The following is a 12,031-nucleotide window of genomic DNA, read 5'->3' on the forward strand; positions in this document are numbered from 1 at the left end:
AAAGAAAAAAAGGAATAACTCCGGCCTGACACAGGCCCGTGAGATAATGAATATTTTCAAGGCAGGGAACAAGCCCCTGTCCGCAGGTGAGGTCACCAAGCGTCTGGGACTGACCAAGGCGCACCGTAAACAGGTCAAGGATCTGATTAAGGGGCTGGTGCGGGAAGGCAGTATAATCAAGATCGGCAGTGCTTACGGGCTGGTTTCGAGAATGAATATGGTCACGGGCAGGCTGCAGGTGCAGCGTTCCGGGACGACTTTTCTGATACCGGACGACAAGAAGCTGAGCGATATTTTCATCCATCCCAAGAATATGCGGGATGCCTGGCACGGGGATCGGGTAACCGTGGCCCTGACCAGCGCCGGGCGCGGCAACAAGAAACAGGAAGGCCGGGTGGTGCGTGTTCTGGAACGCGGGCGGCAGGTCTTCCCTGTCCGGGTGATAAGGCCCATGGGCGGGACCGCTCTGCTCTGCCACCCCACGGACCCGCGCCTTGATTTCGGCATTGTGGTGGAACCCGGTTCTGTTGAAGAGGTCCCGGTCCGTGAGGGCGATGGGACGGATATTTCTTCTGATGGAACTTATGATGAGCAGGTGGATTTTTCGCGTATCGAGCGGGGTGATGTGCTGCTGGTGGCACCGGGAGAGCAGATCAACCCTAACCTGTGGGAGGGCCGCATTCTCAAGCACCTTGGAATAGAGGACGATGCTCTGGTGCAGGAGGCCGTGGTAAAGGCCAACCATGGTATCTCGACCGCTTTTCCGGAAAAGGTTCTGGCTCAGGCGGATGACCTGCCAGGAGTTCCCGGTGAAGAGGATTTCAGCGGACGCGAGGACATGCGCGGGATTGCTTTTGTGACAATCGACGGTGAAACCGCCAAGGACTTTGACGATGCTGTGCACGTGGAAAGAAAGGGCGCTGGCTACAGATTGCGGGTGGCTATTGCGGACGTAAGCCATTACGTGGCTATGAACTCTCCGCTGGACCGAGAAGCTCTGGCCCGCGGTAATTCATATTATTTCCCCAAGTCCGTGGAACCGATGTTTCCGGAGGCTCTCAGCAACGGTCTGTGCAGTCTCAACCCCGGAGTTCCCCGTCTGGCCATGACCGCCACCATTGATTTCAACAGTGCCGGGGAACCTCAGGCATCTTCTTTTGCGCCTGCGGTCATAAAGAGCCATGCCCGGCTTACGTATGAGCAGGTTTACGAGGGAATTCTGCTTGCACAGGAGCGGGAAAGGGCCGCGCTTGGTGAGCTGGTGCCCATGCTGGAACTGGCCGAAGAACTTGCCCGCAAAATCAATAAGAGACGCAGAGACAGAGGCAGCCTTGAATTCGACCTGCCGGAACCGGAGATTCTTTTTAACCTTCAGGGCCGCACCGTTGATATCAGGCCGCGCTGCCGGAATTTCGCTCACCAGATCATCGAGGAATTCATGATCGCGGCCAACGAGGCCGTGGCTGAATTTCTGACCGAAAAAGGGGCCGGGTGTCTTTACCGAGTCCATCCCGGACCGGACCCGGACAAGCTTACTTCCCTTTTCAGGGTACTCAAGAAAATGGGCATAGGCGGTCAGGTCCCTTCCCCGGTAACTCCGCAGTCTCTGCAGCAGGTGCTGGGCGCATCCGAGGGTACCGATCAGGAATATCTGGTCAGCAGGCTCATGATACGTTCCATGAAACAGGCCAAGTACGAACCTGCGAACGAGGGGCATTTCGGGCTTGCGTCCAAATGCTACTGCCATTTCACCTCGCCGATCAGGCGTTATGCCGACCTTGTGGTACACCGTATGCTCAAGGTTGCGCTCGGCGATACGCATCAGGCCATACCGGGGCAGAAGCAACTGGCCCGCATCGGCACGGACATCAGCGCCAGAGAGCGGGTGGCCATGGAGGCGGAGCGTGAGATTCTCAAACGGCTGACCATCATCTTCCTCAAGGACAAGGTAGGTGAAACGTTTACCGGCATCATCTCATCCATGGCCGATTTCGGCTTCTGGGTCGAATTTCAGGAGGTCATGGCCGAAGGCATGCTGCGGCTGTCGAAACTTACCGATGATTATTACACTTTCTGGTCGGACAGACAGTTGATTGTCGGTGAGCGGACCGGAAAGGCCTTCAGGCTGGGGCAGAAAATCAAGGTCCGGCTGGAGTCGGTAAGCCTTGAATTGCTGGAAGCCGACCTGTCTCTGGTGGAAGGTGGAGAGGATTACAAGAATTTTGTCTGATGTTCCGTGAAATCCAAGTGTGGAAACCATGCCGTGCGGATAAATACCGGCGGCATGGCGGATGCTCCGTGCCTGCACTATTTCAGCCCACAGCTATCTTTTCCAGGTTCCGTGCAATCTTGCAGAATAAGGTGAGCTGGCAGACCTTTTCATCTATTTCACACTGATATATGTCGTCAGCCTCGGAAATGGCGTTCAGCGCTTCGTAGACCTGAACCAGAGTTTCAGGCGAAATTCTACCGCAAAGTTCCCTGATCATCTTTTGCAGTTCGGCCGGTGCATCATCCAGAAGAGAAAGCTCCACCCCGGCATCTCCGAAGTCGAATTCGAAGTACTCCACAAAAGCGGCAGCCATGTTCTTTACGGCCAGATCATTGCTCATCAAAAAAACTCCGGGGTGAAAGTCCTGCAACCAGTACAACACATTACTACAAACACCTTTGTTTTGAAAGTCTTCTCTGTTTACAAAAAGGTTGCGGTCTCCTCTATAGTGCGTTAAGTCATGGTGAACCAATTTGTTAAATTATAGTTAAGTAGAGGGAGCGATGCAGGGCAAGGATTTTGATTCTTTTTTTGAACGGCTCAGGGAACAGACGGATATTTCCACGCAGGCCCAACTGGCTCGTGAACTCGGAGTCGGCCGTGCGGCGGTGTCGCTGGTCAAAAAGAAGGGCGCAGTTCCTCCTCGCTGGATTCTGGATCTGTCCGTCCGCTACAACATTGATTCCACCTGGCTTGAATCCGGTATCGGCTCCCCCGGTCCAGAAGCAAGCGCTCAGGAATTCGCCGGAGATTTCGCACGGATACCCAAGGTCGCGGCCCGGCTGTCCGCCGGGGGCGGTTCCTTTGAGACTGGAGCGGAAGTGGAAGGCTATTACGCTTTCCGCAAGGACTGGATCAAAAGCAAAGGCAATCCCTCCGATATGGTCCTGATGGAAGTCTACGGCAACAGCATGGAGCCGGAGCTGAAGGAAGGCGATGTTGTCCTTCTGGACCAGTCCCGCAAGAACATACTGGCCGGTGGAATCTACGCTGTCGGCGTTGAAGACACGGTAATGGTCAAAAGGGTGGAAAAGCGTCCGGGCCAGATGGTCCTGCACAGCGACAACAAGGACTATTCCCCAATATATCTGGGCGGGGATGAACTTGAGAATGTCCGTGTTCTGGGGCAGGTGGTCTGGATTTCCCGTGAATATCACTGATCGTCAGGGGCTTTGGCCCGGATAGTCCGGGGGCTGATGCCGGTATCCGGGGTATTTGAAGTCTTTTGCGGGGTGTGCCTTTTCAGGTAGCTGGCTATTCAATTATTCAGGGATGGTCGGATCATCCATAATCATCTTATTTATTGCATTATTTTAGAAAACGGGATGTTGGCGCTTTGCTCCATCCCGTTTTTTTGCGTTCATTGTGCATCCTGCTAGAGCTTCTTGTTCTTATGGTTCATAAGGCAAAACCGTAACTCCTTGTTTTGAAAACACAAGTTAACTTTGACTAACTTATTTTGTGTGTATAGTTTAATTTTAGTTGACATGGAGTTGTGTCAGTGTTTAACTGTACTCGTCACACGGCAGGAGAACGGCGGAAAGGTTGAGCCCTTCCGTTTCTGATAAGCAAAGCAGCAGGAGGCAGTCATGCAGGAGAGATTTTGCAAATGCGGGAACAGGGTGCTGGTGCAGTATCACCATAAAAGGCCGGAAAACTGGTTTACACGTTTCTGGGTTATGGGTTCTACGTACGGAAAAACGATCAGGACATGTCCGGTATGCGGGAGTCCGCTGGACATAAACAGTCTCAAGTAGTGTGTGGGTTTAAAAAAATTTCCAAAAATTTCGATCGGCCGATTCCCCTGTGCCGGTTCGAAAGCTGTATAATCTCATCTAACACACACTTAATTCATCTCTCATCACCCACCTAAAGGCAAACCGCCCATCCGGGCGGTTTCCTTTTGGCAGCGTATGAAACCGGGAGATCCGGTTCTGCTTCCCGGAGCAGACTGTTCCGGGCGGCTTATGGTAATGAAAAATCTCTTCCTGCTCAGGACTGAGGTTCTTCCTTTGCGTCAGGCTGCTCCGCGACTTCTTCGACTGCAGCTTCTGTTTCCGGTTCGGCAGGAGCAACCAGTGCTTCTACCTGCGGAAGCTCTGACCAACTGAGGGCTATTTTCATCTTTACCTTGCCCTTTTTTACCTTGGCTTTGAGTTCCATGCCTATTTCATCGGCAGGCACAAGCAGAAGACTGTCTTCTTCATTTTTGACGATAACTTCACGCGAGTTGAAGCTGTCCATGAGGGTCTTGAGAAACGAGACCGTTTCTTCATGGGTCATGGTCTGCTTGACTGAAATTTTCTTTTTTTCTTTTTTTCCCATAGTACACCAACCTTTTGGCCGGAAATTATCAGGTCAGGGACAGCAAAGCCTTGGAGAGCAGGGACGGGTCCAGATATGGAGCGCTCTCTTCGCTGATGAGTTCGCAGTCAATGACCTTCATTCCCAATTTGTTAATTTCGTTTTTATCCACGCCGCCGGGATAAATGCCGTTAACCGAATCCACCAATATAAAATTAAGCACATCGTGTATGGCGATATTTTCGGGGTCGTCCTTGCGCAGGTAATACAGAAGCTTGTTTATCTGGTCGGTCAGGGAATGTTCTTTCAGTTCCGGGTCCGTCCCGGTATTCGGGGTGAATACCTTCGGACAGCCGTTGGACCTGATTGCGTTTCCGACACCTTCCGGGAGCAGGTTTGCTACAACGCTGGAGTAAAAGCTTCCGAGAGGATAGCAGATGAGTTCTGCGCTGCGGATGAGGTCAGCAAGCTTTTCCCGGATCTGGGCCTTGCATGGAGTCGAATCATCCAGTTTCTCCGCGAGCCAGAGCTTTTTTATCCCTGAGGATATAGGGCCGGCTTCCTTGCCGGTCAGCAGGTGCTGGCCGACCACAAACGAGCCGTCCTCCAGCTCTGCGGCCAGGTGCAGGTCCTTATTGACCGTAGGGCGTACAATTCCGCGTACTTCGACGAGTTTGGAAAAGATGAAAATTACCGGGTCGATATGTCGTCTGTTTGCTATGTACCCGGCAGTAAGAATTATATTGCCGATGCTTGCTCCGCGCAGGTTGAAATCCTCCATGATATCCGCAAACTGAATAAAGTGGTTGCGGATTATCTTGCGCATGGGCGCCGGAATATCCCTTACCAGCGGATGTTCTGCCGACATCAGCTGCTCGAATTCCGCGTGCAGTTCGGCGTCGTCGGCATCTTTCGGGAGCCTGTATGCAAAGAGCTTGTATATTTCCGGGTTGCCGAGCACGGATTGATCCGCAAGGGCCATAAGCCGGTTGCGGATATCTCCCACCGCAAGCATTTTGAATTTGTTGCGGATAACGGCAGAACTTCCGCCGGAATCAAACGGAGTTATTACGTGGATGCTGTTGTGCGTATATTGGGTAAGTTCGGTAGAAGTCTTCTTCAGTGCCGTTCCGCCACTGAAAAAAAGGATTCTCGGACCGAGGTCCGGGGTTCTTCTGTATCGTTCCAGCTTTATGGGGTCCGGAACTCTTACTTCTCTTTCAATTTTTATTCGCACTGATAATTCCTGCATGATTAAATGAGTTCTATGTCAGATTGATTATCCTAACCTGAAACAAATGGAAACAACAGCATGAGGCTGCCTAACACAGACAGATTCTTCATAGGCCCCGCTTCCTGTCTCTGAGCTGGTTACAGCGTTCCGGTGCGCATGAACTTCAGGCAGGCATCTGCGGCCTTATCGAAATCCACACCGCCGCTTATCTCGATAAGGGTGGTTTTGGACAGTATTTCCGCGTAGGCTTCTACGTCAGGATCGCATATTTTATCTGCCGAGTCCGGGCGGTAGAAGAGTCCTGTTCCCTTCATGAACGCCGGAAGCAGGTCCTTGCGTTCCATGGGGTCTACTATCTGAATTCTGGTTTCGCTGTTGTCGCGGTGCCAGTTCAGAATAACCAGCCCCTCCATGGGCGCGCGCAAAATGAATTTTTCTTTGCCGTAGCACTCGTCAATCAGGGCGTCGTATTTATGTTCGAGTTCCCAGAGTTCTTCTTTGGGCATGGCAAGAAATTTTTCCTTGTCTTCCGGCGCAATTATGCACTGCAGGTCCGGGTTGTTTAAAGCCGTGCCGGGATTGATGCGCGGCTGTTTGGCAACTCCGTAGACTGTGACAGATTCTCCGTTGTCTTCAATCATCACCCGGTCGTTGCTTATGAAAGTCGTGCCGCGGCTCATCAGATGCAGGGCCAGTGTCGATTTGCCCATGCCGGAAAATCCGGCCAGAGCAATTCCCCGCCCGCTTTCTATTACCCCGGCGGCATGCCCAAGAAAACATCCCTGATTAAGCTTGTATTCGATAAACCGGTTGTTGATGAAGTTGATGACCTGATTCGAATTTTCAATGCACGGTCCGATGGCTATGTTTTCGCCTTCACCGAAAGCAAAGATCAGCCCGGTGAGCCGCTTGTAGACAACGCGGCCGTCGGGAAGTTCGGCGAATTCTTCCTTGATTTTTGTCTTGCCCGGATCAGGCTGCTTTACTGTGTATTCAAGACCGAGATCGGCTGCTGGGCATTCGTGGGCGGTTATCAGGATATCTCCATGGTCCGCTTCGGTCAGGAATTCCTTGAAGTAGTTGCTGAGGTCGGCGAGCAGTTCCGGGGAGTTAACCCTTGTTTCTATGATGCAGCCACCGAAGTCTATGAAAATTGCCTCGGTTGCCGGGAAATCCTCACGGTATCTGCTTACAATGGCGGCTCTTGAAGTTGTGTTGCAGTTCATTATTTCTTCACCTTTTCGGTTACATAGTCCACATAAAGGGCTGCCGCATCGATTCCGCGAGCATCACGGATGCCGCGGAAGCCGCCGAAAGCCGAAACCTCGAATATGAAAGGTCCTTCTTTGGTTATGGCCACGTCCACGCAGGTAAAATCCAGATTGAATATGGCCTGAGCCTTACGGGCCAGCTCGATTATTTCACTCGGCGGATCGACAGGAGCATACTTTCCGCCGTTGACCGTGGTGGTGTTCCATGAATCCGTGGTCTTGCAGCGCGCATAGGTGGTCAGGTATTCGCCGCCGAGAAATACAATGCCCAGATCGCTTCCGTTAAGGTCGATGGTTTTCTGGATGTACATTGTCTTGTACTCGCTGTGGTATTTTTCGATTGTGCTGCGGGCATCCGGACCGGGTTTGAGCACGAACATCCCCCTGGCCTTGGTGCTGTACAGGGGTTTGAATACGGCTTCACCGTATTCTTCCACTGCTGCAAGCGCGTGGTCCACATCCTCGGTGATAGTGGTCGGCGGCATGGGGATATCGCCGAGCTGCAGGGAAATGGTACAGGTCAGCCTGTCCAGCACTCTCAGGATGGAGTAGGGGGAGGAAAAAATCTTAACACCGCGACCTTCAAGCATGCGCAGCATTTCAAGACGGTCCAGCAGGTCCGGTGAATACTGGCGACCGATTTTCTTGATGATAAGCGCGTCGAATTCGGAGAGGTCCTGTCCTTCGGCCATGGATCTGCCGGACGGAAGGTCCAGACGCACGTCCTGCATTTCAAAAACAGTTGTCTCTCCACCGGTCTTGCGGGCAACCGCTTCGGCAAGCTGCTCCGAAGACCATGCGTCCTTTATGCCTATCACGCCTATTTTCATGGTAATCACCTTATTTGACTTATGGTTAGTAGTAGAGAATGTCTTCAGGGAGTATGAAATTTTCCCAACTTCCGCTGAACCTGTACACCTTTTCCAGCAGGAACATGGAGCGGTTGAACATTTCCTTGGCAAATGCGTAGTTGAATTCAAACCTTGTGGATGTATAGAATGACCGTGCCAGTGCCAGAGCAAGTCGGGCCTGCCAGGCTGCATCATCGTTTTCATGGGCGAATTCATCCGCGAAGTTGTAAAAACGGCTTATGACCGCATTGATCTTGTTACGGATGGGCCTTTCGAAAACGGGCATGCGGAATCCGGAAACAAGGAATACGGAAACATCCTGGATATAGTCGAAATCCCGCGAGCGGTAGAGGTCGATGAACCTGATCCGTTCATCCGTATTCGCGTAGACTACGTTGTTGCAGTTGAAATCGCCGTGAATGAACACTGAAAACGGCGCCGGGATCGATTCCTCGATGGTCATGCATTCATTGATCAGAATTTCCGACGAAATGATTTCCGTGGAACCAAGTTGCCGCGCGTTGCGGTTGAATTCAGGATGAACCTGCAGGACTCCGTTGCGTCTGGACTTGAGCTGCTGCATGAAGGTGGTGGGGGTGGGGGTGACCTTCTTGGTTGTACCCCAGATATGCCGCAGAGTCTGTTCAAGGATGAACAGGGTGTTTTCAAGATCGGCATCATCGGAGGTCAGAATCATTGTGTCGAGAGTACAGCCCGGAAGGAACTCAACCAGCATCGACCCTTTGTTTTCGCTCGGAATTTCGTGAAATCCGAACACCTCCGGTACCATGCCCGGAAACTTTTGGTTCCATGTATCCAGGTTGTTGCGCTCCTGCCGTATCTTATCAAGGCTGCCTTCCTTATATATGCTTCCCTGAGCGACAGGAGTGACCTGGCTGTACGCACTGTTTTCCGCGTCCTTGGCCTGAACCCTGCCGATACGGCAGCCGGACCTTGAGCCCCATATTCCCTGAAAGTCAATGTCCGAAAAAGAACCGTCAAAGCCGGATACGCTCAGGGTCTGCTGCAGGGATTCGAACTGTTCGATCTTGATTCGTTCGCCGAGGATGGAGAATATTATGGATTCCCCCACGTTCAGCATGGAGTCGCCTATCCTTTCAAGATAGCGGAAAATGAATATGACCGTGACAAGGTTGGGAATGTTCTTGCCGCTTCCCATTTCAGCCAGAATACGGTTGAAATTGTCTTTGTATAGCGAGTCCAGCCTGTATTCCGATTTGCAGATCTTGAGTGCCAGAGGCATGTCTTCCCTTGCAAAGGCCTCTTCAATCAGTTCGGTGGTTTCCTCGATTATGTCGAAGGCTTCTTCACATTCAAAACGGAGCACAAAAGACTTGTCCTCCAGATAGGCCATCTGGTTGACAATGTTGACGCAGTAGTCGCCGATGCGTTCCAGATTGACCGAGGAGACCTGTATGGCCCTGATCTTGTTGAGCAGGTTTTTATCAAGATCCTTTGAACTGTTGATGCGGGAATAACATTTATTCTCGATTACGGTTTTGAGGTTGTCTATGTAGTCATCACGGGAGGTTATCTTGCGGAACAGGGACCTGGAGGGAGATTTGACAAATTCCCTGGTTGCCTTGATCTGGTTCAGCACTTCTATGATGAGAAATTTGAAGTTTTCGTCCAGTCCTTCGAAAGTGAGCATGGCTATGAGCTGACGTTAAGGGTTTTTCCCATGGGGTTGTCCCATTCACCGGATTCTTTCCATGAGATTTTGATGGTTATTTTGTTCATGTCCGATTTTTTTTTGGCTTTCACCGAAAAATTGAGCAGACCCTTGGGCTGGAGCTCAATTTCATCGCCGTTGGTGGACAGGTTTATGTTACCAGATTCGAATCCATCAACCAGTGCCGATAGGAACTGGCGGATTGTTTCGGCGTCCTGAAGCGAATCAAAGACGAATTTTTTTTCAATTGGCATCAGTTATCTCCGTAATCCCGACAGCGGAGTTGCACTGCCGGAAGACTTGTCTTGCAGGTATGAGGAAGAGCTTTACCACCCTGATATGGGGCCGTTCGTTTCGATTTGATGAAGATTGGATGAAGATTGCCGCACTGCTGTCACCCGGCAAGTCTTTCTCGGTATTCGGTAATTACCGATTGTCTGTCGATACCTGCGATAATCAGTTTTTTCCTGATATTCAGGTCGTCCCAGGCCGGTTGCAGACCGATTTCACGTGCGGCTTTGACCGGGTCCTGTGTCTCAGGTCTTTTGGTTTTTTCACTCATGTGGCAGTCATCGCCCATGAAGATAAGACGCTTACGGCTTCCGGACGGTCTTGCGGTGTTCTGCTGATCCACTACCGAGATGAGAAAATCCGTGTATCTCTGCGACTGCGGATTCCAGACCTCAATGCCGTCAACATCGTATTTGGCCAGCAGTATGGGCCAGAATTCTTCAGGGTGGGGGATGACAACACACCCGCCGAGCGAGCGGGCTTCCTCTATAACTTCAGTGGCCCGGTAGAAGTATTTGAGAGAGAAATTGCTTTTTACCAGCTGTTTTATAGCTTTGAGGTAGGCCTGAACGCGGTTGATTGTGTTGTCGCCATAAATGGGCCGCATGGCATCAAAGTAGTTCTTCAGGAGTTTGTTCTTGATGGACTCTTTGGGAACATCCGACCACTCTTCATCAAGCATGGTCTGGATTTTGGTCACATATACACGGACCATCTCCACCAGTTCATCGTCCGCGCCTGTGCTGCGGGCCGCGAGACCGACTTTTTCCTCATCCGGCTTGGTGATGGCGTCCATGTATTCAAACAGCTGTGAAGAGCGGTATTTGAATGTGTGGGCCAGCATTGATTTCAGCACATCGGCTTCGCGAACCCTTTCGTTTTCGAAGTGGAGCAGCAACTGAACCTTCTGGTTGAACCCGCTGGCGTAGCAGTCCACCTCTACGCCGGTGTAATCCCCGTAGCTCATCAGGATGTTATGCTGGGTGGGGATCATCATTTTGTCTGTAACATTCGGAAACATGGCATTTACCCGACGGGTTATCAGGTCCATGGGTACAAATTCCGGGTGCCAGTGCAGGGCGAGAAGTTTTTCCTGGCGCGGATAAATTTTGGACGGGGTAACAACCTGTTCCACCTGCCAGTCGGCAAGATCAGTAGAGATTACATCATGGAATCTGGTGCGGTCGTCATCGGTTATTTCCGGAGTTACTTTTATCGGTTGCGGGCAATTGTTGGTAGCATTCATTATAGATAATCCTGGTTTTGTGGTTGGAGCAATGTGGTCGACTGCTTTTCAGTCGTATTTTGCGTGGCACTTGGTTTTGATGTGATTGATCTCGTCGCAGGCCGTATGTGCGGCTTCCTGGTCTCCGGCCTTGAACGCTTCCATGAAGACTTCGCAGGCATCTGTGTATTCACTGTAATATTCGTCACCAAGCCCCTTGCCTGTATAGCTGGTCATCAGTTCGGAATCGGCAATGAACTCTTCCACCGTCTCTGCGGGAGGCATTTCCCCGGCATGCAACGTTTTGAAAATCGTTTTGAACGATTTTTTCATACGCTTTTTCAACTGGGTGTATTTGGGTTTTCCCGTATCGGAACGGCTTTCAGCCTCAGAGGTGGCCGTTTCATCCTGATCCGGCATTTTGGAGGGGCGGGCCTTTATTTTGATAACAGTCTGGCCCTGCTCGTTGCGGATGCTTATCTTGAGTTTTTCAAACCCTTCTATCGCGGACAGGTAGGCATTCTCGTCTGTTGCGCCGGTTTCCATCGCGGATGCCATCTTGCGGAAAAATTCCGGTAACTCACCGGTGCTTATCATTCTTTCAATTTTACTGTCTTTGCCCATTGGACGGCCTCCAGATCGCTTAACTATGTTTTTATGTTCCTTGTTTTCTCAACAGGTTGGATATCCTTTTAGTCTGTATAGGATCGTCCAATCGTTGCTGTTGCGAAAATGTTACAATATAGCAACCGAAGTGAGTCAATTTGAGAGGAAGGCAATTGCCGGGAGTTTTCCGGTATTGATTCCATACATAAAGGATATACCCAAGCAGGGGGGATTGGCTAGTAGGGATGTCTGGCTGTTGCCGGGCCCCTTTGCCGGGTCCGATC

12 protein-coding genes are annotated in these 12,031 nt (G+C 51.3%); 3 read left to right on the forward strand and 9 right to left on the reverse strand.

Features of this window, described 5'->3' with window-relative positions; translation table 11 throughout:
* Positions 1-46 precede the first annotated feature (46 nt).
* Complete coding sequence (rnr, locus tag ACKU4E_RS17470) at positions 47-2,230, forward strand: ribonuclease R (protein WP_407944139.1); 2,184 nt, start codon at positions 47-49, stop codon at positions 2,228-2,230.
* Positions 2,231-2,312: 82 nt separating this feature from the next.
* Here rnr and ACKU4E_RS17475 read toward each other — a convergent pair whose 3' ends face one another.
* Entirely contained in the window at positions 2,313-2,612 is a 300-nt protein-coding gene (locus tag ACKU4E_RS17475) for a hypothetical protein (protein ID WP_320172351.1), read from the reverse strand.
* Between the two features lie 163 nt (positions 2,613-2,775).
* Here ACKU4E_RS17475 and ACKU4E_RS17480 point away from each other — a divergent pair, with 163 nt between their 5' ends.
* Both ACKU4E_RS17480 and ACKU4E_RS17485 read left to right on the forward strand, forming a co-directional pair.
* A complete protein-coding gene (locus ACKU4E_RS17480; protein WP_320172352.1) occupies positions 2,776-3,432 on the forward strand; it encodes a helix-turn-helix transcriptional regulator in 657 nt (218 codons plus the stop codon).
* Between the two features lie 429 nt (positions 3,433-3,861).
* Positions 3,862-4,029 (forward strand): hypothetical protein, encoded by a 168-nt coding sequence (locus ACKU4E_RS17485; protein ID WP_320172353.1) that lies wholly within the window; start codon positions 3,862-3,864, stop codon positions 4,027-4,029.
* A gap of 235 nt (positions 4,030-4,264) precedes the next feature.
* Here ACKU4E_RS17485 and ACKU4E_RS17490 read toward each other — a convergent pair whose 3' ends face one another.
* The 8 genes from ACKU4E_RS17490 to ACKU4E_RS17525 all read right to left on the reverse strand — a co-directional run bounded on the left by ACKU4E_RS17490 (position 4,265) and on the right by ACKU4E_RS17525 (position 11,765).
* Positions 4,265-4,597 carry an amphi-Trp domain-containing protein gene (locus tag ACKU4E_RS17490; RefSeq protein WP_320172354.1) on the reverse strand — a complete coding sequence of 111 codons (333 nt, stop codon included), beginning with the start codon at positions 4,595-4,597 and terminating at the stop codon, positions 4,265-4,267.
* Between the two features lie 28 nt (positions 4,598-4,625).
* Positions 4,626-5,813, reverse strand: coding sequence for a GAK system CofD-like protein (locus ACKU4E_RS17495; protein WP_320172355.1), 1,188 nt, complete (start codon positions 5,811-5,813; stop codon positions 4,626-4,628).
* Between the two features lie 134 nt (positions 5,814-5,947).
* The gene (locus ACKU4E_RS17500; RefSeq protein WP_320172356.1) at positions 5,948-7,036 is read right to left on the reverse strand and encodes an HprK-related kinase B; all 1,089 of its coding nucleotides are present in this window, start codon (positions 7,034-7,036) and stop codon (positions 5,948-5,950) included.
* Complete coding sequence (locus ACKU4E_RS17505; protein ID WP_320172357.1) at positions 7,036-7,911, reverse strand: GAK system ATP-grasp enzyme; 876 nt, start codon at positions 7,909-7,911, stop codon at positions 7,036-7,038. Before ACKU4E_RS17505 ends, ACKU4E_RS17500 begins: the two co-directional genes overlap by 1 nt.
* 25 nt (positions 7,912-7,936) lie before the next feature.
* Positions 7,937-9,604: a PhoU domain-containing protein gene (locus ACKU4E_RS17510; protein WP_320172358.1), complete on the reverse strand. Its 1,668-nt coding sequence runs from the start codon at positions 9,602-9,604 to the stop codon at positions 7,937-7,939.
* 2 nt (positions 9,605-9,606) lie between these two features.
* Positions 9,607-9,879: an amphi-Trp domain-containing protein gene (locus ACKU4E_RS17515; RefSeq protein WP_320172359.1), complete on the reverse strand. Its 273-nt coding sequence runs from the start codon at positions 9,877-9,879 to the stop codon at positions 9,607-9,609.
* Between the two features lie 140 nt (positions 9,880-10,019).
* Positions 10,020-11,162 (reverse strand): hypothetical protein, encoded by a 1,143-nt coding sequence (locus ACKU4E_RS17520; RefSeq protein WP_320172360.1) that lies wholly within the window; start codon positions 11,160-11,162, stop codon positions 10,020-10,022.
* 48 nt (positions 11,163-11,210) lie between these two features.
* Positions 11,211-11,765, reverse strand: coding sequence for a GAK system XXXCH domain-containing protein (locus tag ACKU4E_RS17525; RefSeq protein ID WP_320172361.1), 555 nt, complete (start codon positions 11,763-11,765; stop codon positions 11,211-11,213).
* Between the last annotated feature and the right edge of the window lie 266 nt (positions 11,766-12,031).

The sequence above is a fragment of the Maridesulfovibrio sp. genome, from assembly GCF_963677005.1.
Taxonomy (GTDB): Bacteria; Desulfobacterota; Desulfovibrionia; order Desulfovibrionales; family Desulfovibrionaceae; genus Maridesulfovibrio.

Excerpts from the sequence above, each read along its gene's own strand:
- ACKU4E_RS17505 (WP_320172357.1), bottom strand. The coding sequence starts at position 7,911 with ATGAAAATAGGCGTGATAGGCATAAAGGACGCATGGTCTTCGGAGCAG.
- ACKU4E_RS17510 (WP_320172358.1), bottom strand. The coding sequence starts at position 9,604 with ATGCTCACTTTCGAAGGACTGGACGAAAACTTCAAATTTCTCATCATA.
- ACKU4E_RS17475 (WP_320172351.1), bottom strand. The coding sequence starts at position 2,612 with ATGAGCAATGATCTGGCCGTAAAGAACATGGCTGCCGCTTTTGTGGAG.
- ACKU4E_RS17490 (WP_320172354.1), bottom strand. The coding sequence starts at position 4,597 with ATGGGAAAAAAAGAAAAAAAGAAAATTTCAGTCAAGCAGACCATGACC.
- ACKU4E_RS17480 (WP_320172352.1), top strand. The coding sequence starts at position 2,776 with ATGCAGGGCAAGGATTTTGATTCTTTTTTTGAACGGCTCAGGGAACAG.
- ACKU4E_RS17515 (WP_320172359.1), bottom strand. The coding sequence starts at position 9,879 with ATGCCAATTGAAAAAAAATTCGTCTTTGATTCGCTTCAGGACGCCGAA.
- ACKU4E_RS17520 (WP_320172360.1), bottom strand. The coding sequence starts at position 11,162 with ATGAATGCTACCAACAATTGCCCGCAACCGATAAAAGTAACTCCGGAA.
- rnr (WP_407944139.1), top strand. The coding sequence starts at position 47 with ATGAATATTTTCAAGGCAGGGAACAAGCCCCTGTCCGCAGGTGAGGTC.
- ACKU4E_RS17500 (WP_320172356.1), bottom strand. The coding sequence starts at position 7,036 with ATGAACTGCAACACAACTTCAAGAGCCGCCATTGTAAGCAGATACCGT.
- ACKU4E_RS17525 (WP_320172361.1), bottom strand. The coding sequence starts at position 11,765 with ATGGGCAAAGACAGTAAAATTGAAAGAATGATAAGCACCGGTGAGTTA.
- ACKU4E_RS17485 (WP_320172353.1), top strand. The coding sequence starts at position 3,862 with ATGCAGGAGAGATTTTGCAAATGCGGGAACAGGGTGCTGGTGCAGTAT.